General features: G+C 67.6%; 25 protein-coding genes and 1 tRNA gene. 8 read left to right on the top strand and 18 right to left on the bottom strand.

Features of this window, described 5'->3' with window-relative positions; translation table 11 throughout:
* The first annotated feature begins 902 nt into the window (after positions 1-902).
* The 3 genes from ITJ49_RS12890 (at position 903) to lepB (ending at position 2,838) form a co-directional block, all read left to right on the top strand.
* On the top strand, positions 903-1,517 hold the full coding sequence (locus ITJ49_RS12890) for an HAD family hydrolase (RefSeq protein WP_228514440.1): 615 nt from the start codon (positions 903-905) through the stop codon (positions 1,515-1,517).
* Between the two features lie 130 nt (positions 1,518-1,647).
* Positions 1,648-2,079: a hypothetical protein gene (locus ITJ49_RS12895; protein ID WP_194605915.1), complete on the top strand. Its 432-nt coding sequence runs from the start codon at positions 1,648-1,650 to the stop codon at positions 2,077-2,079.
* A 45-nt stretch (positions 2,080-2,124) separates the two neighbouring features.
* On the top strand, positions 2,125-2,838 hold the full coding sequence (gene lepB, locus ITJ49_RS12900; RefSeq protein ID WP_228514441.1) for a signal peptidase I: 714 nt from the start codon (positions 2,125-2,127) through the stop codon (positions 2,836-2,838).
* A gap of 197 nt (positions 2,839-3,035) precedes the next feature.
* Here the strand turns inward: lepB and ITJ49_RS12905 are convergent, their stop codons facing one another.
* From ITJ49_RS12905 to ITJ49_RS12955, 11 genes are all read right to left on the bottom strand, one after another.
* Positions 3,036-3,725 (bottom strand): GntR family transcriptional regulator, encoded by a 690-nt coding sequence (locus tag ITJ49_RS12905; RefSeq protein WP_055959297.1) that lies wholly within the window; start codon positions 3,723-3,725, stop codon positions 3,036-3,038.
* Between the two features lie 61 nt (positions 3,726-3,786).
* Positions 3,787-5,379: an ABC transporter substrate-binding protein gene (locus ITJ49_RS12910; protein WP_194605917.1), complete on the bottom strand. Its 1,593-nt coding sequence runs from the start codon at positions 5,377-5,379 to the stop codon at positions 3,787-3,789.
* Between the two features lie 88 nt (positions 5,380-5,467).
* Positions 5,468-6,454 carry an ABC transporter permease gene (locus tag ITJ49_RS12915; RefSeq protein WP_055959301.1) on the bottom strand — a complete coding sequence of 329 codons (987 nt, stop codon included), beginning with the start codon at positions 6,452-6,454 and terminating at the stop codon, positions 5,468-5,470.
* Between the two features lie 9 nt (positions 6,455-6,463).
* Entirely contained in the window at positions 6,464-7,324 is an 861-nt protein-coding gene (locus tag ITJ49_RS12920) for an ABC transporter permease (RefSeq protein WP_055959303.1), read from the bottom strand.
* The gene (locus ITJ49_RS12925; RefSeq protein WP_194605919.1) at positions 7,321-9,114 is read right to left on the bottom strand and encodes an ABC transporter ATP-binding protein; all 1,794 of its coding nucleotides are present in this window, start codon (positions 9,112-9,114) and stop codon (positions 7,321-7,323) included. Before ITJ49_RS12925 ends, ITJ49_RS12920 begins: the two co-directional genes overlap by 4 nt.
* On the bottom strand, positions 9,101-10,027 hold the full coding sequence (locus ITJ49_RS12930; RefSeq protein WP_194605921.1) for a polysaccharide deacetylase family protein: 927 nt from the start codon (positions 10,025-10,027) through the stop codon (positions 9,101-9,103). The genes ITJ49_RS12925 and ITJ49_RS12930 overlap by 14 nt, the downstream gene beginning before the upstream one ends.
* Positions 10,024-11,565: an amidohydrolase family protein gene (locus ITJ49_RS12935; RefSeq protein ID WP_194605923.1), complete on the bottom strand. Its 1,542-nt coding sequence runs from the start codon at positions 11,563-11,565 to the stop codon at positions 10,024-10,026. Before ITJ49_RS12935 ends, ITJ49_RS12930 begins: the two co-directional genes overlap by 4 nt.
* Positions 11,562-12,290 (bottom strand): aspartate/glutamate racemase family protein, encoded by a 729-nt coding sequence (locus ITJ49_RS12940; RefSeq protein WP_370544509.1) that lies wholly within the window; start codon positions 12,288-12,290, stop codon positions 11,562-11,564. Before ITJ49_RS12940 ends, ITJ49_RS12935 begins: the two co-directional genes overlap by 4 nt.
* Entirely contained in the window at positions 12,287-13,204 is a 918-nt protein-coding gene (locus tag ITJ49_RS12945; protein WP_194605925.1) for a carbohydrate kinase family protein, read from the bottom strand. The genes ITJ49_RS12940 and ITJ49_RS12945 overlap by 4 nt, the downstream gene beginning before the upstream one ends.
* Positions 13,197-14,396, bottom strand: a complete 1,200-nt coding sequence (locus ITJ49_RS12950) for an SIS domain-containing protein (protein ID WP_194605927.1) — start codon at positions 14,394-14,396, stop codon at positions 13,197-13,199. Before ITJ49_RS12950 ends, ITJ49_RS12945 begins: the two co-directional genes overlap by 8 nt.
* Before the next feature lie 24 nt (positions 14,397-14,420).
* A complete protein-coding gene (locus ITJ49_RS12955) occupies positions 14,421-15,206 on the bottom strand; it encodes a BtpA/SgcQ family protein (protein WP_194605929.1) in 786 nt (261 codons plus the stop codon).
* 169 nt (positions 15,207-15,375) lie between these two features.
* Between ITJ49_RS12955 and ITJ49_RS12960 the strand changes: the two genes are divergently transcribed.
* On the top strand, positions 15,376-16,062 hold the full coding sequence (locus ITJ49_RS12960; RefSeq protein WP_194605932.1) for a GNAT family N-acetyltransferase: 687 nt from the start codon (positions 15,376-15,378) through the stop codon (positions 16,060-16,062).
* 384 nt (positions 16,063-16,446) lie between these two features.
* Here ITJ49_RS12960 and ITJ49_RS12965 read toward each other — a convergent pair whose 3' ends face one another.
* Together ITJ49_RS12965 and ITJ49_RS12970 are read right to left on the bottom strand one after the other, a co-directional pair.
* Positions 16,447-16,758, bottom strand: a complete 312-nt coding sequence (locus ITJ49_RS12965) for a helix-turn-helix transcriptional regulator (protein WP_194605934.1) — start codon at positions 16,756-16,758, stop codon at positions 16,447-16,449.
* A gap of 416 nt (positions 16,759-17,174) precedes the next feature.
* Positions 17,175-17,247: transfer RNA gene (locus tag ITJ49_RS12970), tRNA-Lys, on the bottom strand.
* A gap of 104 nt (positions 17,248-17,351) precedes the next feature.
* On the opposite strand from ITJ49_RS12970, the gene bcp reads away from it, so the two are divergent.
* Positions 17,352-17,828: a thioredoxin-dependent thiol peroxidase gene (bcp, locus tag ITJ49_RS12975; protein WP_194605936.1), complete on the top strand. Its 477-nt coding sequence runs from the start codon at positions 17,352-17,354 to the stop codon at positions 17,826-17,828.
* A gap of 134 nt (positions 17,829-17,962) precedes the next feature.
* On the opposite strand, the gene ITJ49_RS12980 is transcribed toward bcp, so the two are convergent.
* On the bottom strand, positions 17,963-18,364 hold the full coding sequence (locus ITJ49_RS12980; protein WP_055959325.1) for a hypothetical protein: 402 nt from the start codon (positions 18,362-18,364) through the stop codon (positions 17,963-17,965).
* 223 nt (positions 18,365-18,587) lie between these two features.
* Here ITJ49_RS12980 and ITJ49_RS12985 point away from each other — a divergent pair, with 223 nt between their 5' ends.
* The gene (locus ITJ49_RS12985; protein ID WP_055959328.1) at positions 18,588-18,836 is read left to right on the top strand and encodes a WhiB family transcriptional regulator; all 249 of its coding nucleotides are present in this window, start codon (positions 18,588-18,590) and stop codon (positions 18,834-18,836) included.
* 359 nt (positions 18,837-19,195) lie between these two features.
* Here the strand turns inward: ITJ49_RS12985 and ITJ49_RS12990 are convergent, their stop codons facing one another.
* Positions 19,196-20,695, bottom strand: coding sequence for a sensor histidine kinase (locus ITJ49_RS12990; protein ID WP_055959331.1), 1,500 nt, complete (start codon positions 20,693-20,695; stop codon positions 19,196-19,198).
* A 105-nt stretch (positions 20,696-20,800) separates the two neighbouring features.
* On the opposite strand from ITJ49_RS12990, the gene ITJ49_RS12995 reads away from it, so the two are divergent.
* Together ITJ49_RS12995 and ITJ49_RS13000 are read left to right on the top strand one after the other, a co-directional pair.
* Positions 20,801-21,073 carry a helix-turn-helix domain-containing protein gene (locus ITJ49_RS12995; RefSeq protein WP_055959333.1) on the top strand — a complete coding sequence of 91 codons (273 nt, stop codon included), beginning with the start codon at positions 20,801-20,803 and terminating at the stop codon, positions 21,071-21,073.
* 118 nt (positions 21,074-21,191) lie between these two features.
* Positions 21,192-21,695 carry an Rv3235 family protein gene (locus ITJ49_RS13000; protein ID WP_228514442.1) on the top strand — a complete coding sequence of 168 codons (504 nt, stop codon included), beginning with the start codon at positions 21,192-21,194 and terminating at the stop codon, positions 21,693-21,695.
* A 284-nt stretch (positions 21,696-21,979) separates the two neighbouring features.
* Here ITJ49_RS13000 and secA read toward each other — a convergent pair whose 3' ends face one another.
* The 3 genes from secA to ITJ49_RS13015 all read right to left on the bottom strand — a co-directional run bounded on the left by secA (position 21,980) and on the right by ITJ49_RS13015 (position 26,514).
* Complete coding sequence (gene secA / locus ITJ49_RS13005) at positions 21,980-24,847, bottom strand: preprotein translocase subunit SecA (RefSeq protein WP_194605938.1); 2,868 nt, start codon at positions 24,845-24,847, stop codon at positions 21,980-21,982.
* Positions 24,848-24,981: 134 nt separating this feature from the next.
* A complete protein-coding gene (hpf, locus tag ITJ49_RS13010) occupies positions 24,982-25,683 on the bottom strand; it encodes a ribosome hibernation-promoting factor, HPF/YfiA family (RefSeq protein ID WP_194605940.1) in 702 nt (233 codons plus the stop codon).
* Positions 25,684-25,821: 138 nt separating this feature from the next.
* Positions 25,822-26,514: a ComF family protein gene (locus ITJ49_RS13015; protein ID WP_194605942.1), complete on the bottom strand. Its 693-nt coding sequence runs from the start codon at positions 26,512-26,514 to the stop codon at positions 25,822-25,824.
* Positions 26,515-26,717 lie beyond the last annotated feature (203 nt).

Here is a 26,717-nt window from a genome sequence, read left to right on the forward strand (position 1 = left end):
GCGGACGGCCCCGCCCGGGCATTTGGCGCCACTCGGCGCTCGGCAGCCGGCGCGCTCCGCATCGATTGCGGGAAAACGGCCCCCGGACGCTGCGCCGGGGGCCACTTCTGCGCACTCGGCGGCCCTCAGCCGGCGTCCGCGCACCTGCGCCCGGCATCGACTGTCATCCCCGAGTTGCCTCGAATGCGTCTCGCGGTCGACGACAGCGCCGATGTTCATCCGTAGCTTGGGGAAATAGGGGATGGACGATCGCGGGTTCTGGCCAGATCTGGCCGGCTGCTCCCAGCCGCTGCTTTAACTCTCAGCTGCGTAACCGTCGCATTGGTGTGCCTTGGCACGTTCGCTCACGTCGATATCTACTTTCGTGGCGCAGCAGGCTGGGATTTTGGGGTCTCCTCGCTCGTGATCGCTCAGTTCGCCGCGGCTGCGCGAGCATTCATCTGGCTCACCACCGCACCTACTGTGACCGTTCGCCGCGCTTTGGCTCTCGTGGGAATAGTCATGGCCGTCGTCTCCGGCGCCACGGTCGTTATCGGCTACATCGGCCACCGAGCCACCTACACGGAAGTAGCTGCTCCCTGTCACGGGGAGCCCGGAATCACCGCCCGCGAGACGAACACGTTTCTTCGTGCGAGAGGGACCCTCTCTGTGAGATACGGAATCGTCCTGGTCCGAGTTCCGGATTCCGAGTACAGGCCCCCGTTGGGGACCAAGCCGGCGGCCAGAGGCTCTTTCACGTCGGAGTGCCATTCCGACGGTTCCATCACGATCTCATTCCCCACCAGCGGTTACGCGACCCCAATCCCCCCAAATATGATCCGGGCAAGAAAAAGCCTTGCACCGTCGACGCATCTGATGCACGCGTGCCGTCGCCTCGCGCGCGCCCGCGATAGCCTCCGCTGATGAAGTGGATTCTCTACGACATCGGCGGTGTCCTCGAAATCGTTGACGACGACGACTGGCCCCTCTCGCTGCACGAGCGTTGGAGCGCCCGCCATGAACTGACTGTCACCGAGTTGCGAGCTCGCCTCCACGCCGCCGAGCTCCCCGACATGGTTCTGAAAAGTGGTGTCGCAGACGAGTACTGGCGCAAGCTCGGAGCCGCCCTGGGTGCCGATAGTGCAACTGTTGCGACAATGCATTCCGAGTTCTGGGATGCCTACTGCGGTAAGGCAAACGTCGAGCTGCTCGATCATGCGAGGTCGCTGCGGGATCGCGCTGGCCTCGCAATCCTGTCGAACTCCGGTGATGGTGCCCGGGAAGAAGAGGAGCGACGTTTCGGCTTCGCCTCGCTGTTCGACCCGATCTGCTACAGCCACGAGCAAGGAATCGCGAAGCCCGATTCGGGCGCGTATCTCACCGCGCTCCGCCGAATGGGCGCATCGGCCGAGCAGGTGCTCTTCATCGACGACCACGAGGAGCCGGTGCGCGGAGCCGAGGACTGCGGCATTCGCGCCATTCTTCACCGTGATAACGAGACCACCATCGCGGCAATAGAGACTTTTCTCGCGACCTGAGCTATCCATGGCCCAGTCCCGAAAGGTCAGCGGCCCCCTCCGCGACCGAGAACGGCGAGGCAGCGGTGCCAAGCGCCACCCCGTGGAAAGGGGCTTCGGAGAGATGACGGCACCTGGCAGACTCTTTGAAGTGAAGCGCCGTCCATTAATCGCCCAAGCCGTCGTGGTCTCGGTCTTCGTTGGCGGTGCGGCTGTGATGATCTGGAGCGGAGTTGTCCGCCTGCACCGTGACGGTCAAATCGATTCCGGCCTGGCCCTCTTCATCGGCGCCCTCTTGGCCCTAGCGTTTGTGCCCGTATTTCTGAGCTTTGCCGACACACAAGACGAAGGCGAAGGCGAGGACGCTGATTCGGACGAGGACCCGGACCTCGGGTGGCGTGGCCGCCTCATCCGCTATCTCGGTCTAGGGCTCGGTATGGCCATGGGTTATGCGATCCTGCGAGAGAACTTCAGCGCCATCGTCACCTCGGCCATCGCACTCGGTTTCTTGATACTTCGTGGCGTCTACAGGACGATCCTGGCGAAGGCCGAACGCGACGGCCCCATCGAGCCCAGCACGTGACCTGATCGACTGAGGTTACGTCGTGCTTCCTTTACGATCAGGGTCATGGGGGAACTTGCCACGGACGTCGTCAACTTGGGCTCGGCTCAGCGACCGCGCAAGAAGCGCCACAGCACCGCACGGTTCGTCCGTGACATCCTGATCACCTTGCTGGCGGCGCTTCTGATCTCGTTCTTGATCAAGACCTATCTGGTCCGCTCGTTCTACATCCCTTCGCCCTCGATGACGAACACGCTTCAGGTCAACGACCGCATCATCGTCAACGAACTCGTGCCCAAGACGACTCCCCTCCAGCGCGGGGACGTCATCGTCTTCTCGGACCCGGGCGGATGGCTCGGAGCAAGCGACACGACGCCGAAATCCGATTCCACGAGCCCGGTCATCGGAGCCATCCAGACAGGTCTCACCGCTGTGGGTCTCGGCACGAAGGACAGCGACAAACACCTCGTCAAACGAGTCATCGGCCTGCCCGGAGACAAAGTCGCGTGCTGGAACGACTTCGGCCAGCTCGAGGTCAACGGCGTGCCCCTCGAGGAGCCCTACATCAACGTCACGGCCGGTCAGCGCGCCGACAGGTTCACCTACACGGTGACCGTTCCGGAGGGTGCCCTATGGGTACTCGGTGATAACCGCTACAACTCCGACGACTCCGCCGCACACTTCACGCAGAAAGACGTGTCGCAACCGTTCGTACCGATCTCCGACGTCGTCGGACGAGCCATCGTCATCACCTGGCCGTCATCACGCTGGGCACTCTGAGCAACTACCCCACGGTCTTCCAGGGCACCGACCCCACGCACTGACGCCGGCAGCCCTCCGAGACTCCAGTAGATGCGGGTGACCGTCGACCACACCCGCAACGACTGGAGTCTCGCCGCCCGAGGCGGCCGGCGGCCGGCGGCCGGCGGCCGGCCGCCGGCGGCCGGCGACTGGCGACAGCCAGCAAGCAGCAGGCCTCAGCGCGCACCCGCCGCCCGCAACGCGGTAAACGACGGAATCCGGTCGCGCTCGATGTGCGTGTAGGCGATCGACTCGGCGACGCGCTCGTTGCCGGAGCGGATCGCCTCGGCGAGCGCCACGTGGTCGTCGAACGCCTCGTCGACGTCGAGCTGGGAGGTCAGGTAGAACAGCCAGAGCACCCGGCCGGTGACGGAGCGCATCACCTGCTTCATCAGGTCGTTGCCCGACAGGTCGACGATCGCCTCGTGGTACCAGGTGCTGGCCTCGGCGACACGGTAGGCGTCGCCCGAGTGCACGACGTTCTGCGAGTAGTGGAGGGCTTCGTCGAGGGGCCCGGAGTCGCCGCCGCGCGAGACCTCGCGGGCAGCGAATCGCGCTGCACCGACCTCGAGGTAGAGCCGGAGGTCGAAGAGGTCGTTGACCGCCTTCTCGTCCCACACGGTCACGACCGCACCGCGCCGAGGGAAGGTGCGGACGAAGCCCTCCTGCTCGAGCTGCGGCACCGCCTCACGGAGGGGCACGCGCGACATCTCGAGCTCAGCGGCGATGCGCGCCTCGGCGAGCCGCGAACCCTGGGGGTACTCACCGCGGATGATGCCCTCGCGGATGGCCGAGTACGCCTGTCGCGAGAGCGACGCGGGTCGATCGACGGTGGTCGCGGATCCTGCGTCAGATGGTTCTGTCACGTCCGCTCCTCGCGGGTGAGGGCCCCGGCGTGCATGACGCACCCCGGGGCCGGTGGCCGACCTACTTCGCGATTCCGAGCTTCGAGAAGTCGAGCTCGTTGGCACCGATGTTATGAGCCGCAGGCACTCCGGTGAGCCATTTCTGCGACACGACCCAGTCCTTGTTGTAGGAGAGGTTCATGTAGCAGCCGGTCGCGGAGTACGTCTGGGCGGCCTTGGCGTAGAGCGAGGTGTCGCCGGTCGAGACGGCCTCGTTCAGGTCGGCGTCGGTCGAGGGGCTGTCGCAGAGGAAGTAGTTGATTCCTCCGGTCTTATCCCAGAAGACGTGGCCCCACATGTACGGGCTGCCGCCGTCGGGACCGTTGTTGCCGTCGATGAAGGCATCGGGGCCCTTCGTCGGGTCGGAGGCCCAGCCGAAGACCTGCGAGGTGGGGTACCCCTGCGCGGTCGCCTTGATGCCGTCGTTCTGCAGGTTGGCGGTGACGATGTTGGCCATCGCCTGGGCGTTGGTGTTGTCGGAGGCGTAGCCGACGGTCATCGCGGTGCCGGCCGGGAGGGTCTTGGCGTAGGCGGCGAAGACGGTCGGGTCGTAGCTGATGTTCTGCTTGTCGGAACCGTCGGCGATCATGCCCTTGGCGTACAGGGTGGTCGCGACCGACGAGCGCGCGCCGAGCACCTCCTTGACCAGCTGCTTCTGGTTGATCGACTGCATGAACGCCGTGCGGGCCTCCTTGTTCGCGAAGAACTCCTTCGACGGGTTCACGGTCAGCAGGGCCGACTGGAGGGTCGGCAGGAAGTCGCTGTTGAACTTGTCGTTGCCGTCGTACTTGGTGAGGCTCGACGACGGGAGCGCCGCGACGATCGCCGACACGTCACCGGAGTCGAAGGCGAGCTGGAGCGCCGACGCGTCGCTGTACACCGGCAGATCGACCTTGGTGAACGGCGACTTGGTACCCCAGTAGCCGTCGTACTGCGTGAGCTCGTATTTGGTGCCCGTCTTGGCGCTAGTCAGCTCGTACGGTCCCGTTCCGAGGTCGTGGGTCTGCAGGTACGTCTGGGCGTTGTCGGATCCTGCGTTCTTCTCAAGGCCCGTGGGCGACTCCATCTTCGGGCCGAACGGCGACGCGAGGTAGTCGAGAAAGGCCGAGTTCGCCTTCGTCAGGGTGACAACGGCGGTGAGGTCGTCGGGGGTGGCGACGCTCTTGATGCCCGCGGTCATATAGGCGGCACCGCCCTTGACGGTGTTGCGCCGGTCGAACGACGCCTTGACCGCCTCGGAGGTGAACTTCGTGCCGTCGTGGAACGTCACGCCCGAGCGGAGCGTGAACGTGTAGACCGTGTTGGCCTTGTTCACCGTCCACTTGGTCGCGAGGCGCGGCGCGATCTTCACGGTGTCGACGTTGTTCTGGTACTGAACGAGCCCCTCGTACGTGTTGAGCACGATGGCGAGGCCGTTGTTGGCGTAGTAGATGTCGGGGTCCGGCGGCTGGCCGATGTCACCGAGGAGGCCGACGGTCAGCACCCCGTCGGTCGGGGCCGGGTTGGCGGTGTTCGAGCCGCCGGACGACGAGCAGGCGGCGAGGGCGAGCAGCGGGATCACGGCCAGGGCGGCGATGACTCCTCGCGTCTTCGTGGTGAGGGGTGCGTTCTTCACTTCGACTCCTTGCAGGGTGGACCGGAGAGGGGAGGCTCCGGCGGGAGGGGTGTGGTGCAGGGATGGAGCGGGGTGGGACTTCACGCCTTCACGCGTTGAGGCGCGGGTCGGCGAGGGCTTGGAGAACGTCGACGAGGGCGTTCGCGACGATGTAGATGATGCCGAGCACGAGCGTGACGCCCGCGATGGCCGGAAAATCGGAGGTGGGGATGCTGGCCGCGAGGTAGTTGCCGATCCCGGGCCAGCTGAAGACCTGCTCGACCACGACGACGCCGGCGAACATGAAGCCGAGCTGGAGGCCCGCCATCGAGAGGCCGGGGCCGAGCGAGTTGCGCACCACGTGCTTGCCGAGCACGACGATCGGGCGGAGGCCCTTCGATCGGGCGGTGCGCACGTAGTCGGAGGCGAGCGTCGAATCGAGACTGGACCGAAGGATCCGGCCGATCGAGATCGACGGAGCAATGCTGAGGATCACCGCCGGCAGCACCAGGTGCTGCACTCCCGCGACGAATTCCGTCGCGTCGCCGCCGAGGATGCTGTCGATGAGCACGAACCCGGAGGGGCCTGTCGAGTCGACCCCGCGGCCGGCCGCCGGGAGCACCTGCAGCTGCGCGTAGAACAGGATGATGCCGCCGAGTGCCAGGAGGAACGGCGGTGCCGTGGCCAGCACGAGCAGCGGACCGCGGAAGAACGCGCCGCCGGGCCAGCGGAGCGACCCTGAGACGGCGTACAAGGATCCGAGGAGGAGCGCGAGCACGAAGGCCACGGCCACGAGCTCGACCGTCGCCGGCAGGAAGTCGTGCAGGTCGGCCATCACCGGGCGCCGGGTGCGCAGCGACATCCCGAGGTTCCCCTGGAGGGCGTGCACGATGTAGTGGAAGTACTGCACGGGCAGCGGGTCGTTCAGCCCGAGGGCCTGACGCTGGGCGGCGATCGCGGCGGGCGAGGCGTTGTTGCCGAGGTACGCCTTGACGGGGTCGCCGGGCGACACGGCCTGGAGCACGAAGACGACGGCGGTGAGCACGAGCACCAGCACGACGGCGGATCCGGTGCGGCGAAGCAGGAAGCGGGTCATCGGGGCCTCCTAACGGCGTCCGGCGAGAAGATTGCGGATGGCGTCGCCGCCGAGGTTGGCGACGAGGCTGAGGAGCAGCACGGCGAGGCCCGGGACGACGGGCACCCACCACTGCGTGAGCAGCTGCTGCAGGTTGCGGGCGGTGTCGGCGCCGAGCTCCGGGGCCGGAGCCGCCTGACCGAGGCCGAGGAACGACAGCCCGGCGAGAAGGATGACGACGTTGCCGATGTCGAGGCTCGCGGTCACGATCGCGGTCGGCACGACGCCCGGCAGAATGTGCCGGAAGACGACCCGGGTGCGGCTGATTCCGGCCAGACGCGCCGCCTCCACGTGCGGCCTGGCGGCCATGGCTCGCGCCTCGCCACGGATGATCCGGGCGTAGTACGGCCACCAGACGATCGCGATGCCGATCAGCGTGTTCTGCAGGCCGAAGCCGAGGGCGGCGACCAGGGCGATCGCGACGAGGGTGCCCGGCAGCGCCAGGAACAGGTCGGTGAGCCGCATGAGGAGGTTATCGAGCCAGCCGCCCGAGACTCCCGCGGCCACCCCGATGATCCCGCCGATCACGAGTCCCGACGCGACGACCACGAGCGCCGAGAACCAGCTCGTCTGAATTCCGATGAGGGTGCGGCTGAGGATGTCGCGGCCGATGCCGTCGGTGCCGAGCAGATGACCCTCCGAGCCGAGGGGCAGGTTGAGGGCACCGATCGGCTGGACGGGATTGTCAGGGGCGAGCACCCGGGCGAACAGCGCGACCAGGGTGACGACGATGAGCAGGCCGACCAGCGCGAGATTGAGTCGACGACCGGCGAACCGCGCGATAGTCACCTGCGGAACCCCGAAGCGGCGGGCGGTCAGGTCGGCGCTCATCGGACGGCCTCGATCTCGGGGACGGACGCGAGCAGCGACCGCGTGTACGGGTGCTCGGGGTGGTGGATGACCTGGTCGGCGGTGCCGTCTTCGACGATGCGCCCCTCCGTCATCACGACGACCCGGTCACCCATGAGGCGAGCCACCGAGAGGTCGTGCGTGACGAACAGCACCGTCATCGAGAGCTCCTCGCGCATACCGCGGATCAGGTTGAGCACGCTGGCGGCGAGCGACGCATCGAGCGCGCTGGTCGGCTCGTCGCAGAGCAGCACCGCCGGCGGGATCATGGTGGCGCGGGCGAGGGCCACGCGCTGACGCTGGCCGCCCGAAAGGTCGGCCGGCCGCACCCGAGAGACCGAGGCCGGAAGGCCGATCGACTCCAGCGCGGTCGTGACACGGGCAGCAGTCTCCGCCTTGCCGAGACGGAGCGGGAGCAGGCGCTCGCCGAGGATCTCCCCCACGCTCAGCCACGGCGTGAGCGACGACCCCGCGTCTTGGAACACCATCTGCGCGCCGCCTCGAGCGACGTCGACGCGCCCCGAGGTGACGGGTGCGAGGCCCGCGATCGCTCGGAGCAGGGTCGATTTGCCGGATCCTGATTCACCGACGATCGAGACCGCCTCGCCGGCGCCGATGGTGAGGTCGATGCCGCGCAGGGCGTGCACCTCGCGCTTGCGCCCGCCGCTGCGGACGACGAAGCGCTGGTGAACTCCCTCGACCACCACGGCGGGTGCGGCCGACTCCTTCGACGAGCCGGAGACGAGGATCCGCGGCGCGTCCGATCGGGTCAGGGCGAGCTCGCGCACCGTCGCCGCGTCGCGCCAGCAGGCCCGCACGTGCTCGGAGCCGTCCACCGCACCCGACCCGTCGACCGCCAGCAACGGTGGCTGCTGTGCTCGGCAGGTGTCGTCGGCGAGCGGGCACCGCGACGAGTACGCGCACCCGCGCATCCGTTCGGAGACGGTCGCCGTCTCGGGGCGAAGAGTCTGCAGCACGGTGTCGCGCGGAGTGTCGAGCGCGAGGCGGGAGTTCAGCAGCCCGACCGTGTACGGGTGGGTCGGCTCCCGGAGCACGACGTCGGCGGGCCCGAGCTCGGCGATGCGACCGGCGTAGAGGACGGCGATGCGATCGGCGATCTGGGCCGCGACGGCGAGGTCGTGGGTGATGAGCACCACGCTGCAGCCGAATTCGTCGCGCAGCTGACGCAACAGGTCGAGCACCTGCGCCTGGACGGTCACGTCGAGGGCCGTCGTGGGTTCGTCGGCGATGATCAGCGACGGTCGACCCGCCGAGGCGATGGCAGCCATGATCCGCTGACGCAGACCGCCCGACAGCTCGTGCGGGTAGACGGTGAAGCGGAGGGCGGCGTCCTGGATGCCGACGGCGGACATGAGACGAAGCGACTCGGCCTTGTCGCCGGTGGCCTCGGTGATCTGTCGACCGACGCGCATGGTCGGGTTGAGCGACGTCATCGGATCCTGGAAGATGACGCCCAGCTCGTGGCGGCGGACGGCACGGATCTGCTCGGCGGAGCCGTCGATCATGTCGGTGCCCGCGATCGTGATGGTGCCGGACGTCTCGGGGCGAGACGAGGTGGGCAGAAGGCCCATGAGCGCAAGGGCGAGCACGCTCTTGCCGGATCCTGATTCTCCGACGAGACCGACGATCTCACCGCGCTGGATCTCGAGGTCGACGCCACGGAGCACCTCGGAGCGGACCCCGTCGCGGGTGAGGGCGACAGTCAGATTCGCGATCGAGGCGGCCGGGGCCTTCTCGTCAGTTGCCGACATGGTCGACCTCCTCGGTCGTCGCGTGCGCTCGAACCGCCTCGTAGATGGCGTGGGGCTGGGTGAACCAGACGTCGTCGCGGTGGGCCGCGAGATGCTCGAGTGCCCGGGTGAGTTGGCGCAGACGGAAGGGCACACCCGAGATGAACGAGTGCACGACGATGCTCATGACCAGCGGCTGATCGCCCGCCGCGTCGAGCAGTTCGTCGAACTCGTCGATGAGCATGTCGGCGAACTCCGACGCCCCGACGCCGCGGCCGATGATCGACGTGGAGTCGTTCAGTTCGAGCGCGTAGGGAATGGCGAGCAACGGCTCGGCACGGGTGGTCAGCCAGATCGGCTGGTCGTCGAGGCGGAGGTCGAGCAGGTAGCGGTAGCCGCCCTCGCCCAGGAGGTCGACGGTCGACTCGGTGTGAGTGAGCCACGGGCTCGACCAGCCAAGCGGCGCCGTGCCCTCTTCCGCTTCGATCCGCGCCGAGACGCCGCGGAGATAGTCCGCCTCGTCGGCCTCGGCGAGCCCCTGAAGCGAATCCGAGTTCGAGACGCCGTGCCCCACGATCTCGACCCCGAGCGACCGGGCGTGGTCGAGCAGCTCGGGGGCGGTGTCGTAGACGGCCGTGTTGAGCAGGATGGTGGCGGGGATGTCGAGGCCGCTGAGCCGATCGAGCAGGCGGAACGCGCCGACCCGGTTGCCGTAGTCGCGCCAGCTCGTGTTGACGAGGTCGGGGGCCGGTACGCCCTCGAGGAGGTTCTCGGTCTGGCCGGCGCCAAAGTGGTAATCCTCGATGCCGATGGCGACGTAGACGGCGAGCTTCTTTCCTCCCGGCCAGGTGCCTCCGCGGCGCCCGGTGATCGGCGAGTAGTCGTAGCGGTCGTGCGAGTCCAGCGTCGCGCCGGTGTCTGCGGTGGTCGTCATGAGGGGGTTCCGATCCATCTGGTCATTCCGACGTCGGTGCGGGCCGCTTCGGCGATCATCGCGTCGTAGTGGGGTCTGAGGGCGTCGGCCTCGCGATTTGCCCGCTCGATGACGGGGAGCTTGTGGGCGAAGACCTCGCGGGCCTCGGCCAGGAGGGCGGTCTCGTCGACCGAAGTGACGCGGGAGCCGTCGAAGACCACCCGGCCGGCGACCATGGTGAGTCGCACGTCAGCTCCGTACTCGCAGTAGACGAGCTGGCCTCGGAGGTCGTTGAGCGGTGTGAACGCCGATCCGTGCAGGTCGAGCATCGTGATGTCGGCCTCGAACCCCTCGCGGATCTCGCCGAGCCGATCGCTCTGCAGCAGGGCGGCCGCTCCCCCGCGCCAGAGGCTGTCGAGCACCTCTCGCGCGGTCGGCCACTCGTCGCTCGGTCGTCCGCCGACGTTGTGGATGAGACCCGCCGTCTTGACGACTCCCCAGAGGTTCGCTGAGTCGTCGCAGATGGCCTCGTCGATGCCGAGTGCGACCGGGATGCCGAGGTCGAGCATGCGCCGGTAGGGTGCGACGCCACTGCCGAGGCGAAGGTTACTCACCGGGTTGTGGGCGATCACGGCACCGGCGTCGGCGATGAGCTCGAGGTCGCGGTCGTCGGTCCAGACCGCGTGGATCACGTTCATCCGGTCGCTCAGCAGGCCCAGGTCGGCCGTGTACTCGACGAGCGAGCGGCCGGCGAACCGCTGCTGCTCGGTCGCGAGCGTGCGCTGCACCTTCGTCTCGAGCATGTGAGCGAACAGCGGAACCGAGTGCCGCCGGCTGAGGTCGTTGACCGCCTCGAAGTAGGGCACGTCGACTCGCTGGGGCGCCGAGATCGACACGGCGGCGGTCAGGCGACCGTCTTCCCGGCCGTGCCAGGTGCCGAAGAGGTGGTCGTAGTTCTCGAGGAGTCCGGCCGCCCCGAGAGGCGCCTCGGCATCGAGCATCGCCTGCAACGCCTCGTCGTGGTACCCGCCGATGAAGGGCAGCTTGTCGCGCTCGGTGAGTGTCGGCTGGTCGAGAGCGACGCTCGCCCGGATGCCGCTGTCGGCGTAGGCCTGCATCACGGCGTCGATGATGTCGGGCGTCGGGTGCGGCATCAGAAAGGCGTCGTCCTGCACCGTCGTCGTGCCCGTGCGGAGCATCTCGATCGCGGCGAGTATGGTGCGCAGGTAGGCCTCGCGCGGAGAGGGGCGAAGACGAGGATCCGCCGGCGACTCATACAGCATGAAGCTCTCGAGCGGCAGGCTCGGCAGCAGCCCCTTGAGGTGATTCGCCGGCGAGTGATAGTGGGCGTTGATGAGCCCCGGCACCAGCACGTGGTGTGCGCCGCCGTCGATGCGGGCGTCGCCCTCTCGGGTCTCGGCTGCGGTGAACTGCGCCGCGGCTCCGGCGCCGATGCGGCGAATACTCGTGCCCTCGACGAGCACGTCGGTCGGGCCGAACATCCCGGCCTTGCTGTCGGCGTCGTAGACGTAGACGTCGGTGAAGAGCGTGCGGCTCAAGCGGCACCTCCGGAGGTGGGGCGGGCCCAGGTGCTGATCCGGGACGTTCCGAGCCCCTGGGCGAGAAGACCCTCCGCGAGCGAGACCGCTGCGGCCACCCCGTCGATCACCGGGACGCCGAGCGCCTGCCCGAGCGGTTCGACGAGGTCGGCCAGCCCAGCGCAGCCGAGCACGATCGCCTCGGCGTGGTCCTCGGCGAGCGCCCGGCGCCCCTCGGCGACGAACAGGTCGAGCAGGTGCAGGGAGGAGTCTTCGACGGCCGCGACCGGTTCGTCGACGGCACGGACGACTGCGCGGTGACCGAGCCCGAGGGTGCAGACGACCCGGTCGGACTGCTCGCGGGTGCGCTTCGGCATCGTGATGATCGTGAAGCGGTGGGCGAGCTGCGTCGCGGTCACGAGGGCCGCCTCGGTCATGCCGACGACGGGGCCGCGCGCAGCCTCGCGCGCGCCCGGCAGACCGGTGTCGCCGAAGCAGGCGATGACGTAGGCGTGAGGGCGCTCCACGTCAGGCAACAGCTCAAGTCGTTCGACCTCCGTGAGCACGCTGACGGCGCCGTGCACCTCGTCGACGTGGCTCTCGATGCTCGGCACTCCACTCGTCGGCGTGATCGCGAGCAGGGTCGTGTCGGGCCGAGCGGAGGGCGCGGCGGCGGCGACGACACGGTCGGTCATGGCCGAGGTCGTGTTCGGGTTCACGATCGCGATGCGGAATGGGCCGGTCACGGGCGCACCTCCGCGGAGACACGCAGAAGGCCCGCGATGCCGAAGTCGGAGATCGCGACCCGTGCCGCCTCGGATCCTCGGTTCGCCGCCTCGATGGCATCGCCCGAAAACAGGTGCGCCGCCGCGAAGGCGCCGCAGAAGGCATCCCCGGCGCCCGTTGAGTCGACCGCATCGACCAGGGTGCTCGGCACGAGGGTCACGACGTCGTTCTGCAGCACGAGCGACCCCTTGTCGGCCCGCTTGATGACGACGACCGACGGCCCGAGCCCGGCGAAGAAGCGGGCGGCTCGCTCGAGATCAGTGGTCTCGGCGAGCGCCACCGCCTCGATCTCGCTCGGCAGGAAGACGTCGCAGACGGCCACGATGGCGAGAAGGGCCTCGCGGTTGCCCTCGAGGTAGTCCTCCTGCAGGTCGAGGTAGAGGGCGGCCTTCGAGTTCTGGCGGAGCCACGGCGTAAGGGCCAGCTGCGACTCGAGACTCATGGCCGAGAGGACGATGCCGTCGGCGTCGAGCACGCTGCCCGGCACATCGGCCGGATAGACCGACAGGGCGTCGAAGTGGGCGTCGTCGTCGTGCATGGCCCAGGTGCGCGAGCCGTCGTCGTGGTACGTCACGGTGTTGCGGACGGTGGGCAGGTCACGCTCGGGCAGATCGTCGATGGCGATGCCGGCCGCAGACAGCTGGTCGAGCACGGTGGCGGGCAGGTCGTTGCCCACGGGCGCGAGCATGGTGACGTCGCGCAGGATCCTTCGCGCCGCAAGAGCCGCGTACGCCGCGTCGCCGCCCATGGCCGGCTCGGACGGGACGCCGCCGTGCACAGCCTCGTCGATCGTGAGGTTGCCGATGCAGACGAGCGACTTCCACGTCGACTCAGGCTTCTCAGTCGACCCAGCCTTCTCGATCGGGTCAGGCATCGCGCTGCGCCTCGGCGGCATGCGCCTCTGCGGCATGGAACTTCGCCATACCGAGGTGGTAGCCGATCATCTGGGCCGGGATCACGGTGACCAGAGGGCTGAGCGCCTCTGAGACCGCGGGCAGGCGCAGGATCCCATCGGCGAAGTCGTCGAACGCCCCCTCGCCCTCGGACGTGACGACGTACAGCGTGCCGCCGTAGCGATGCGCGTCACGTCCCGTGTCGACACTCCGCGGCACTGACGGCCCCGTGGGGGCGAACAGGAACATCGGCTCGCCGGGCTTCTGGCTGTTGTAGTGGTGGAACTCCTCGACCTGGATCTCGACGGCGTGATCGGGGCTCGTCTCTTTGACCTTGGCGGCGCCGATGATGGCGGCGGCCCAGCTCGGCCCGCCGGCCGAGAAGAGGTACATGGTGCGCTCGGCCTCGATGCGGGCGATCTCGGCGATCGGCGCGTCGAGGTCGGCCAGCACTCCGGCGATCACCTCGGGCAGGGTCTCGAGCTCGTCGCGCAGTCGCGGTGCCGCCTCGACGCCCCGGTACAGGCCTACCTCGGTCGCGAGCAGCAGCAGGAGCGACAGAGCGGTCGTCGACGACTGCGTGGGCCAGCCGACACGAGTCGCCTGCAGCAGCAGGGTGTTCTCGCTCTCGACGTCGAGGGTCGAGCCCACCGTGTTGGTGAGGGCCAGCGTCAGCGCCCCAGCGTGCTGGGCGACGAGAAGGGCTTCGACGGTACGGGTCGTCTCCCCCGAGCTCGACAGGGCGATGACGAGCGAGTCAGACGTGACGAGGTGCTGCTGGTAGTAGGCGAATTCGAGGGCCTGGACCGGCTCGCACGGCACGCCGAGCATCAGCTCGAGGGTGCGGCGTGCGGCGATCATGACGGCGAGCGAGTCACCGGCACCGACGAGGAACACCCGGTCGATCGTCTTTTCGGCGATGCGCCCCGCGACCTTCGGCAGCATGTCGGCGTTCCGCTCCCAGGTGGCGCGGATGGCCTGCGGCTGACCGAGCATCTCCCCGCGAGTCGCGTCGACGCGACGATGGCGCTCGGGGTCCAGCGGGTCGTCGGTCGGCAGGGCCAGGATCCCGGCGCGCTCCTTCGCGGAGACGCGCTCGACGACGGCTTTCTGGCGGTCGTCGAGCGGGCTTCCCGGGGCGAGGAGCGGGCTGTCGAGAGCGGTGGAGTTCATGAGGCGCTTTCTGGTGTCAGGAGTTCAGGCGAGGTGGCCGCGGGCGGCGTCGCCGAGAGAAGTAGCGGTGGTCGGGTCGATTCGGGCGTCGTAGCCGTCGCCGTCTTTGAGAACGCTGCCGAGGATCGCGCCGTCCGAGCCGCCCACGGCGGTCGCCAGATTCGAGCCGTTCACGCGGCCACCGATGTAGACGGGCACGTCGGCGGTAACGGCACCGCTGGCACGCAGAGCGGCGATGTCGGCCACCGCATCGGCGACGCCGGAGTCCCGAGTGACGATGACCGCATCCGCACCGCCGAAGTCGAGGGCCTGAGCAGCCGCCCAGGCGAGATCTCCGCTGAGGGCCAGGCTCGTGGCCTCGTGCAGATCGGCCCAGATCTCGACGTCGCTGCCGAGCAGGCGCTTCGTGTGGGCGACCTCGAGCGAGCAGCCCTCCATCCACCCGGTCGGTCCGATGGAGACGCCGGTGAGCACCTTGACCCGCACGAACGAGGCGCCGACGGCGTGCGCGATGGCGACGCCCGACGGTCCGTCGTTGTGGCCGACGACCACGCCGAGTCCGATCGTGGTGGCTGCGCGCACGGCGGCTCCGACGACGGCCAGCGCTGCCACGGTCGCGGCGCCCACGAGAGTCGGCTGGGGTTCGTCGCTCGCGTCCTGGATCATGACGTCGGTGAACCCGGCCGCCTCCAGGATCCGCGCGTCGTCGGCAGCGGCAGAAGCGATCTCGGCGACCGGGCGTCCCTCGTAGTTGGCCGCGCCCGGCAGGGGCGGAAGGTGCAGCACACCCACCAGTCGGAACCCGCTCATCGGCTCGTCTCCAGCGCTGCGGTGTCGTTTCGGCTCATGGCAAAACGGTATACCGTTTGGTGTTTCGGCCACGTTTCGGCGTGTGAAAAGCATGTTAACGGGCCATACGGTAGACCATCATCGACCTCGACGGGGGAATGTCTCTGCAGGCCGCTAGCGTTGACGCACCATGAACGCGCACCCTCTCGACGACCCGATCGGCCTCGCTCTCCGCACGCGCCACGCCCACCACGCCCTCGCCGAAGGCACCGCCCTGCGCTATCCGAGCGACGTGGCACCCTTCGGCTCCATTCCTTTCGACGCGACCGACGACGACTGGGCCTCCCTCGCGACGATCGCCGGCACCGACACAATCGCGATGTTCGTGCCCTCCGACTTCCGCGTGGCGCACGGCTGGCAGACGCACCTCGAACTCGGTCTCACCCAGCTCACCGATGACGACGTCGACACGTCGGGCCAACGAGGATCCGACATCGTCGACCTCGACGAGACGGACGTTCCCGAGATGCTCCGGCTGACGGCACTGACCCGTCCGGGGCCGTTCCTCCCGCGCACGGTGGAGTTCGGCGGGTACGTCGGCGTCGTCGAGAACGGGCGGCTCATGGCCATGGCGGGGCGACGTCTGAGCGTGCCCGGGTGGGTCGAGATCAGCGCGGTGTGCGCGGATCCTGAAGTCCGTGGTCGCGGCTACGCGCGGCGTCTCATCACCGAGGTCGCGCGGGGCATCCGGCGCGAAGGCGATCGCGCGTTTCTGCACGTCGCCTACGGCAACCCGGCGCGGGGTCTCTACGAGGCGATGGGTTTCGTCGTGCGTCGCGACTCGAAGGTGGTTGACGTGTCGCCCTCCGGTGCGTGACGGTCAGGAGAGTGACCCGGCGGTTCGTTCGAGAAGCGCGGCTCCCTCGTCGATGACGTGCCCCACTAACGACAGCTGATTCTCGGGGACGGAGTTCGCACGAGCCGTCCCCCGCCAAACAGCCAGGCTGCGTGCCAACCTCATCAGACGATCGTGTGCGGTGTCAGCCGAGATTCCGCAGTCGGTCGCAAACGCGATGAGCCCCTCGCCCTCGTCGTCACGAGTCGAGCCGAGGATCAATGGCGGGAGCACCGAGCTGGGCGAGGTACCGAGGGTCGTAGGTGAAAGTCGTACTGATGCTCGACCGACTCGAGACGAAATACGCGGTGCCTGCAGGCAGGGTTTCTCCTGCCCTCTCACTGTGAACACGAATCTCGTCGGTACTCACGATTCGGACGCAATCCGCCGTGGAGAACTCACCCGTTGGCGCCCAAGCGCGGCAGCGCGTGCCCGCCCTAGATCGCTCGTCAGTGGATCCACGCTTTCGATCAGCTGGTCGAGAACACCCAGCGCCCGAGCAACTCGGAGAACGGTATCGAAGCCGACGGTTGACTTGCCGCGCTCAAGGGCTCGAAGCGTATTGGGCGAGAGGTCAGCTCGCTCGCACACCTGAAGGGCCGTGAGCCCGAGAACGAGTCGCCAGCCCCGGAGATGCTCGCCAAACGTCAGCGACTGCCTTGCCACATCAACCACCACGAGAACCCCTAGATGTCACTCCGCTGCTGCTTAGAGCGCCTAAACCTCACTGCAGCGACACATTCTAAAGCAGGAGCGCCCGAGCGCACCAGGGGGCACGGCCGACCCGAGGCCGCCGCTGAGGCACCGGCGGACTGGGTTGCGGGAACAATTACCGCCGCCGGAGGCGCGTCCGCAGAGCGGCCCCGTCCGTCCTTGCCGGAGGCACGTCCGTGGAGCGGCCCTGTCCATCCTTGCCGGAGGCACGTCCGCGGAGCGGACCAAACCAGCACAGCGAAATTCCCGTGGAAGCGGCTTGCCGCGAACACCCGGGATTGCCTTGCCGGAGGCACGTCCGTGGAGCGGACCAAACCAGCACAACGAAAAAGCCCCGGGGAAGAAGCTTCGCTTCGACCACCGGGGATCTTTTTCGTTCGTGCACCCCCTCGGACTTGAACCGAGAACCCACTGATTAAGAGTCAGTTGCTCTGCCGATTGAGCTAGAGGTGCAGTGGCTGTGGAAACCAGAGTTTCCCAACCGAGGAACAACATTAGCATGAGATTCGACAGGCCCCGAACACTTGCCTGCCGCATCCGATCCCCCAAGGAGAACCATGTCTGAACGCCTCGAAAAGGGTGCTGCGGCGCCTGACTTCACCCTCCCCGACGAGTCGGGCACGCCCGTCTCGCTGCACGATTTCCAGGGGCAGAAAGTGATCGTGTACTTCTACCCGGCAGCCTCCACGCCGGGGTGCACGACGGAGGCCTGCGACTTCCGCGACAACATCAACTCCCTGAAGTCGGCCGGCTACCAGGTGCTCGGCGTCTCCAAAGACGAGGCTCCCGCGCTGCAGAAGTTCCGCGACGAGCAGGGGCTGAACTTCCCTCTCCTCTCCGACACCGACCTCGAAGTGCACAAGGACTATGCCGCCTATGGCGAGAAGTCGCTCTACGGCAAGACCGTCACGGGCGTGATCCGCTCCACGATCGTGGTCGGCGAAGATGGGTCGGTCGACCTCCCGCTCTACAACGTCAAGGCCACCGGCCACGTGAAGAGCCTGCGCAAGAAGCTCGGGCTCGACGCCGGCTGATCCGGGGCTCATCCGAATTCGAAGGAGATTCTCGCGGCGGCCGGGCCGGATCCTTGATTTCTCGTCACGCGGGCGCGGTTTCTCCTTCGAATTTGCAAGCGCCCTCAAACCACGAGCCCAGCGCAAGGATCCGGCTACCGCGCCGTCGTAGCCCTGACGACCGGGGGCGACACCAGCAAGATCACCACGGCCAGGGCCGGCAGCACGAGCGCCCACCCGGCGGCCGGCGTCGCCGTGAACCCCTGGAAGCAGCCGACCCCGACGGCGAACATGATCACCTGCCAGACAATGGCGGCCCCGCGCATCCACGCTCGCCCCCGAGAGGCGGCGACGACGATGAACCCGAGCCAGACCGTCGCGATGACTCCGAGCACGAGAATTGCGATGCCGCCCGCGAGCGTGTCGGCCTCCGCCCGAAACAGCGCCACCAGCATGGCGATCGACACGATGGCCATGGCAGCGAATTCGAGCGCGAGAAGCACGACGAGGAGGAGCAGAAGGGGGTGTCTACGGGCCGACACCTGTTGCGTGGGCATTTCGACTCCGTGTGGTTCAGCTGATTCGGTCACGCTCAAAGCCTCCGCTTAACCCCTTGATTTGGTCACACCAGTATGCGACCATATTTGAGGTTGAAGTGACGCTTACATTGCCGTGCGCGCCTCCCGAATTCTTTTTCTTTCCCCCCACGGAACGCCCGGTGTTTTGCTGTGCCCTCAGCAGGCAAACTTCGGCGTTCAGAGTCAAAAGGAGTACCACTAGATGGATTGGCGCGATAAGGCCGCCTGCCTCACGGCAGACCCGGAGCTCTTCTTCCCCGTCGGCAACACCGGCCCCGCCGTCGACCAGATCGACAAGGCCAAAGCGGTGTGCGGCCGTTGCTCCGTGACCGAGACGTGCCTGCAGTACGCCCTCGAGACGTCGCAAGACTCCGGCGTCTGGGGTGGCCTTAGCGAAGACGAGCGTCGCGCCCTCAAGCGTCGCGCAGCTCGCGCCCGCCGCGCTTCCTGACCGCCGGCCTCAGACCACAACTTCACACGCTGACCCTCCGTTCTCGGGGGGTCGGCACCGCCCGGGGGGCGCGTTCCTGCAGAGGAACGCGCCCTTTGGTGTGTGGTCTGTGCGTGCCCGGCGCCGCTGCCGCTCACCCGCAGCTGCGAGTGCCGCCAATTGCCCGCAAGGCCGGCCCGCGCACTGCATTTGGCGGCACTCGACGTCCGCCCTGCCGAGGCGGAGGCGCGAGTGCGCGAGATCGGCCCCGAGCCGCCGGCCAAGGGGCAGATTGCGCACACTCGACCGGCTGTGCCCAGAACTCGAGGATCCGCGGACCCGCCGCGCCCACCCACGTGGCGGGCGCGCACGACCGCGCCCTAGCGCTCCATATTCTCGATGAACCGCAACGGCACCTCGATCGTCACCTCGGTTCCCGACCCGACCAGCGTGTGCCAGTCGATCGTGCCGCCGAGCTCGCCCTGGATCAGCGTGCGCACGATCTGCGTGCCGAGGCCCGAGCCGACCTTGCCCTCGGGCAGGCCGACGCCGTTGTCGCGCACCTTGACGCGCAGCTGCTCTTCGGTGCGCTCGGCGTTGATCTCGACGTCGCCGTCACGCCCGTCGAGGCCGTGCTCGACGGCGTTCGTGACGAGCTCGGTCAGCGCCAGGGCGAGCGGCGTCGCATACTCGGTCGGGAGCTCGCCGAAGCTGCCGGTGAACTGCGGACGCACGGTCGTGTTGTGACTCGAGGCCACCTCGGCGCTGAGCATGAGCACTCGGTCGAACACGGTGTCGAAGTCGACGTTCTGACTGAGGCCCTCTGACAGGGTGTCGTGCACCACGGCGATGGAGGCCACGCGCCGCATGGCCTGGTTCAGTGCATCGCGGGCGACGTCTGTGTGAGTGCGTCGGGCCTGGATCCTGAGGAGCGAAGCCACGGTCTGCAGGTTGTTCTTGACCCGGTGGTGGATCTCGCGAATGGTCGCGTCTTTGGTGATCAGCTCGCGCTCCTGGTGGCGGAGCTCGGTCACGTCGCGGCAGAGCACGATGGCCCCGACTCGCTCACCGCGGTCGCGGAGCGGGATGGCGCGGAGCGACACGGTCACGCCGCGCGCCTCGATGTCGGTGCGCCAGGGCGCCCGCCCGGTGACGACGAGCGGCAGCGACTCGTCGATGACGATCTTGCCGGCGAGCAGGCCGGTGGTGACCTCGGCCAGAGACTCGCCCTCGAGCTCGCCGACGAAGCCCATCCGGTTGAAGGCCGAAAGGCCGTTCGGGCTGGCGAAGACGACTGTTCCGTCGACGTCGAGGCGAAGCAGGCCGTCGGAAGCTCGCGGTGCGCCACGGCGGGGCCCGGTCGGCGCTCCGAGATCAGGAAAATCGCCGCCCTCGATCATGGCGAAGAGGTCGTTGGCGCACTGGTTGAACGTGAGCTCCTGCCGGCTGGGCGTACGCGCCTCGCTCAGGTTGGTGTGGCGGGTGATGACCGCGACGGGCCTCTCGCTGATGTCGGGCCGGCCGGCGCCGAGACGACGGAGCACGGGAACGGCGCGCACCCGCGTCGGGGTCTCTTCGTACCAGTCGGGGGCGGCGGAATCGACGATGTGCGCGGTGTCGAAGGCCTGCTGCACCTGCGTACGCCACTCGGGGCGCACCTCGTGCCCGACGAAGTCGCGGTAGAAGAGCGTCGCCGAACTCGACGGCCGAGCGTGCGCGACTGCGACAAACGAATCGGAATCGGTCGGCACCCACAGCACCATGTCGGCAAACGCCAGGTCGGCGAGCAGCTGCCAGTCGCCCACGAGCAGATGGAGCCACTCGATATCGGCCTCACTGGAGCGGCCCTGGGCGAGAACGAGATCACTGAGCGTCGACACCCATTCAGCCTATCCGCCCCTTCCGACAAGACCCGAACCGAGGATCCGACGCGTGCGCACCCGACACGGCTCACGTTCGCACTCGTCCTGACGGATAATCGAGGCATGGAGCCAGCACAGGAGCCCCCGATGCGTCGGTTCTACACCTCCGAGCGGGTTGCCGAAATGCTGAGCCTGCCCCTCGACGACGTCCTCGCGCTCGTCGAATCAGGAGAGCTGCGAGCTGTGAAGCTCGGCGTCGTGCCCTCGTGGCGGATCGAGGAGTCCGAGTTGAATGCCTACCTCGACGACCGGTACGAAGACGCGCGTCGGACGGCACTCTTCAACGGCTTCGACTTCGGCAGCATTGCCGACGTGGATCCGGATCCACGCCGCTGACAGACGAGTTTGTCCACAGGTTGCTCGCGCTCGCGTGTCGCTCCCTCGAAATGTCATATGTTGATGCTACGCCCGCTGTGCGGGACGCTCATTCCGTTCACGAGCGAGAGCAGCCGACATGCCCCCCTCTTCAGCCGCGCGCCGTCGCGACGATCCGATCACCGACGACGGTGGTCAGCACTCCCCCGCACCCGCCGGGTCACCGCCGCGCCGGTCCGGGCGACGGCTTACACCAGCAGTCGCCGATGCGTTCTTCGAACCGCAGCCGACGCTGCGGAGTGCGCTTCCGGATCCTGAGCCTCTTGCTCGAAACCTCGCCCGGAGCGTCGTCGAGATTCTCGCAGGTGCTCGCGAGATCGAGCAGATCACTCGCTGGGTGACGGCCGACGTCTTCACGCACCTGCTCAAGCGGGTGAACCTCGCCGCTCGCGCTCGAAGCGCTCGGGGCGAAGCGGCTCGGCGCCCGGCCGTGAGCGTCGGCAGCGTGCGGATCGACGAGCCCTGCGACGGCGTAGTCGAGGCGGTCGTCGTGGTGCACGGGCGGGCGCGGAGCCGAGCGGTGGCGCTCCGGCTCGAGGGGTTCGACCATCGGTGGCGTGCGACGGCGATCCACGTGCTGTAGCTGTTGCGGGTGCCCGGGCTTCTTAGCTCGGGGCGCTTCGCTAACCGTTTCACGCAACGCTCACCGAATAATCGGTTAGCCGTGCATGAAAAGGTGTGCGACGCTTCGGACGCCGCGCACGCCGACGCCGACGCCAATCAGTCGCGTTTCGCAGGTCTAGTCGCGGTAGAGCGCGACTAAACCCGCGAAACGCGACTAGACCTGGCCCGAAGCAGCCCCACCATGCACAAGCCCCGACCCGCGCAGTGCGCAGGCCGGGGCCGATGTGGTGCGGGAGGGAGCCGCTACTTCTTCTTCTGCGAGCGACGCTCGGCACGGTTGTTCGGAGCGGCGTCGTCGGAGCCACTCGAGGTCGACTGCCCGAAAGCGCCTCGGCCTGCAGGGAGCCCGTCGCCACCCGATGCCTCGGTCGAACCCGACGTTGCTCGCGCGGCCGCGATCTCGGGGTCGGCGAGCTCTTCGGTGATCTGCTGCTGACGCTGGGCGCGGGCGGTCTCGGCCTTTTCGATGCGGCCCCGCTCGTCGCGGACCTCGACCTCGCCCTCGGTGTTGGGAGCCGAGAAGTTGAGCACGGCGTCTTTGTTGTCACCCTCGCCGAGACCCTTGGCCGCGATGATCGGACCGTGGTCGTGACCCTCGTGCCCGACCTGGCTCTGCACCTCGACCTCGAGGTTGAACAGGAAGCCGATCGACTCTTCTCGGATCGCGCCCATCATGTTCTGGAACAGAGCGAAGCCTTCGCGCTGATACTCGACCAGCGGGTCGCGCTGAGCCATGGCTCGGAGGCCGATGCCGTCTTTCAGGTAGTCCATCTCGTAGAGGTGATCGCGCCAGCGGCGGTCGATCACCGAGAGCACGACCTTGCGCTCGAGTTCACGCATGGCCGAGTCGCCCAGCGACTCCTCGCGGGCCTCGTATGCGACACGGGCGTCGGAGAGTATCTCTTTGGCGAGGAACTCTCGGGTGGCCTTCGCCTTGGATCCGGCCTCGGTGATGACCTCGTCGATGGTGATCGAGATCGGGTACAGGGTGCCGAGCTCCGTCCACATGGCGTCGAGATCCCAGTCGTCGGGGTTGCCGTCGCCGGTGTGGGAGTCGATGACCTCGTTGACGACGCTCGCGAGGAACGACTCGGCTCGCTCGCGGAGGTCGTCGCCCTCGAGGATGTGTCGGCGGTCGCCGTAGATGGCCTCGCGCTGTCGGTTGAGGACGTCGTCGTACTTGAGGACGTTCTTGCGGATCTCGGCGTTGCGCCCCTCGACCTGGGACTGCGCCGAGCGAATGGCGCGGCCGACGATCTTGTTCTCGATCGCGAGGTCGTCGGGCACGTTGCCTCGGCCCATCAGGCTTTCTGCGGCACCCGAGTTGAACAGGCGCATGAGGTCGTCGGTGAGCGAGAGGTAGAAGCGGCTCTCACCCGGGTCGCCCTGGCGACCGGATCGACCGCGCAACTGGTTGTCGATACGGCGCGACTCGTGACGCTCGGTGCCGAGCACGTAAAGGCCGCCGGCTTCGATTACCTTTTCGGCCTCCTCCTGCACGAACGCCTTCTGGTTCGTGAAGACGTCGTCCCAGGCGGCCTCATACTCGTCGGGGGTGTCGACGGGGCTCAGCCCACGAGAGTTCATCTCGGCGACGGCGAGGAACTCGGCGTTGCCTCCGAGCATGATGTCGGTGCCTCGCCCGGCCATGTTGGTGGCGACGGTGACAGCGCCGAGGCGACCGGCCTGCGCGACGATGGCGGCTTCGCGAGCGTGGTTCTTCGCGTTCAGAACCTCGTGCTTGATGCCCTTCTTGGCGAGGAGCTTCGAGAGGTATTCGCTCTTCTCGACGCTCGTGGTTCCGACGAGCACGGGCTGACCGGCCTCGTGACGCTCGGAAATGTCTTCGGCGACCTGCTCGAACTTCGCCGTCTCGTTTTTGTAGACGAGATCGGTCTGGTCGACTCGCTGCATCGGGCGGTTGGTCGGGATCGCCACCACGCCGAGCTTGTAGGTGGACATGAACTCGGCGGCCTCGGTCTCGGCCGTACCGGTCATGCCAGAGAGCTTCTTGTAGAGGCGGAAGTAGTTCTGCAGGGTGACGGTAGCGAGCGTCTGGTTTTCGGCCTTGACCTCGACGGCCTCCTTGGCCTCGATCGCCTGGTGGATGCCCTCGTTGTAGCGGCGGCCCGACAGGATGCGACCGGTGTGCTCGTCGACGATGAGCACCTCGCCGTTGATCACGACATAGTCTTTGTCGCGCTTGAAGAGAGCGTCGGCCTTGATCGCGTTGTTGAGGAACGAGATCAGCGGCGTGTTCGCCGACTCGTACAGGTTGTCGATGCCGAGGTAGTCTTCGACCTTTTCGATGCCTGGCTCGAGCACACCGACGGTGCGCTTCTTCTCGTCGACCTCGTAGTCGATGCCGGGCTGAAGGCGGCGGGCCAGGGTCGCGAACTCGGCGAACCACCGGTTTGCCTCGCCGGACGACGGGCCCGAGATGATGAGCGGGGTGCGGGCCTCGTCGATGAGGATCGAGTCGACCTCGTCGACCACGGCGAAGAAGTGACCGCGCTGCACCATGTCGCTCGCCTGCCACGCCATGTTGTCGCGCAGGTAGTCGAAGCCGAACTCGTTGTTCGTGCCGTAGGTGATGTCGGCGGCGTACATCTCGCGCCGCTCGGCCGGAGTCTGACCCGCGAGGATGCAGCCGGTCGTCATGCCCAGGGCGCGGAACACGCGGCCCATCAGCTCGGACTGGTAGCTCGCCAGGAAGTCGTTGACCGTGATGACGTGGACGCCCCGCGAGGCGATGGCGTTCAGGTACGCGGCGGTCGTCGCGACCAGCGTCTTGCCCTCACCGGTCTTCATTTCGGCGATGTTGCCCAGGTGGAGCGCGGCGCCACCCATCAGCTGCACGTCGAAGTGACGCATGCCCAGGGTGCGGCTCGCGGCCTCGCGCACGGCGGCGAACGCCTCGGGCAGGAGGTCGTCGAGCGACTCCCCGCCGGCGTAGCGCTCGCGCAGCTCAGCCGTCTCGTTGTGAAGCTCGTCATCGGTGAGCGTCTTGAAGTCGTCTTCAAGGTCGTTGACAGCTTTGGCATAGGCCTTGAGGCGGCGAAGGGTGCGACCCTCGCCGACGCGAAGGACTTTCTCGAGAACGTTGGCCACGGAAACTCCTGGTAAATGGTGGGCTGTGACGCCGGTGATGCGTTACCAGCCCGTGATTTTAGCAAGCCTACTGGCCGAACCCCTGGGAAGAAGCGCGAGCGCTCCGACCCAGGGGTCCGTGATCAGCTCCTAATTCAGCCGACGAGGCCGCCCCGGATGGCCATCTCGGTCTCCTGATGCGTAGGCGCCTGGTCGTCGAGGGCGATGACACCGTAATCCCAGCCCTTGCGGCGATAGACGACACTCGGTCGGCCGTCGTGGGCGGCGTCGGTGAACAGGTAGAAGTCGTGCCCGACGAGCTCCATGTAGTAGAGCGCGTCGTCGACGGTCATGGGCGTCGACGCGAACGTCTTCTCGCGGATCACGACCGGGCAGTACTCCTCTTCGACCGCGGTCTCGTCGGGTGCGACCGTGGCCACTGCCCCGGTGCGGACCTGCTCCAGCGTCTCGGCTGACGCCGGCACGATTCCGGCCCGACTGAAGTCGACGGCTGCCGCCTCGTGCAGCGACGTGGGCCGATGCTGGCCTCGGTGCACCTTGGTTCGGTCTTTGGCTCGTCGCACTCGTTCGAGCAACCGGCCTATGGCCAGGTCGAAGGCGACGTATTTGTCGGAGCCGCTTGATTCGGCTCGGACCAGGGGGCCGGGGCCGATGAGTGTCAACTCGACTCGGTCGTCGCCCGCGCTCCCGGAGGATTTTTCGTTGTGCCTCGTCAGTTTGATCTCGAGCGCTAGTGCTCGAGGGGCGAGGCTGCCGACCTTCTCGGCTTTCTCGGTGGAGTACTCGCGGAATCGATCGGTGATGCCCACGTTTCGACCCGTTACGGAAATGTCCATGACGTTCCTCCAGCCACTTCAGCGTGCCGCCGTTCGTGTAGGCGGTAGTGCTTTCACGCCTCGTGTGCTTCACCGTATCGACCCCGACGCGTGCGTGTCACGCGCTGTTCATCTTTTCGTCACGGTCTCTCGCGCTTCTCACAGCCTCGCCGATCGCAGTGGCGTCGAGGCGAGGCAGCAGACCCCGAGCACGATCGCGCCCGCGGCCCTGGCCGCTCGCACGGCCTCCTGCAGGGTCGCTCCCGTCGTCGTGACGTCATCGACGATGACGACCCGCGCACCGGCCCACCGCCCCGAGCACCCGAGCGAACCGAGGCGCCCCGACAGGCGCTCGGCCCGCCCGCGAGACTTCTGCTGCACCGACGACCGCAGGATCCGAAACCCCGGCTTCGACACCCGCACCCCCGCCGCTCGCACCAGCAGGTCGACAGGGTCGTAGCCCCGTCGCCTGCGGCCGGCCCGCGAGGGTGGCACCGCCAGCACGGCGACGGCAGCGGCACCGGCCGGCGGCCCCGCCGCCGCGAGCCGCAGAGCGGCCGCCAACGCTGGCCCGAGAGGCTTGGCGAGTCGCCATCGGCCCGACTGTTTGAAGGCCAGGATCACGTCGCGGGCGGTGCCCTCGTAGTCGAGGCCGGAGACGAGCGGCGTTCCGTCGGCTAGAGCGGCGACGAGCGGCCGAGGCTCGAGCCGACGGCGACAGTCGGCGCAGAGCTCGATGTCAGGGGCGCCGCACCCGGCGCAGTCGGCGGGTGCGACGAGGGCGAGAGCGGCGCGGAGGGCGGAACGGACGTGCGGCAGGGGGCGAGCGGCTGCGGATGCGAGAGAAGGCATGGGTCGATCGTGGCGGCGCACGGATCCTTGATTTCGTTCGAAGATCCATCTGGGGAGAATTCGTCGTCGCTGTGCCCTGTGGAGAAGTGGTCGGGCGCGAGTAGGCGGGTGTTACTAAGAGTCGGCGCGGAAGTCTTGGAAGACGACCCCGAGGTTGCGGCGGAAGTACGGCACCTTGCGGCTCGAGAGGGTGCCTAGGCGCT

The organism is Frondihabitans sp. VKM Ac-2883 (assembly GCF_015350875.1).
In the GTDB taxonomy this organism is placed as follows: Bacteria; Actinomycetota; Actinomycetes; order Actinomycetales; family Microbacteriaceae; genus Frondihabitans.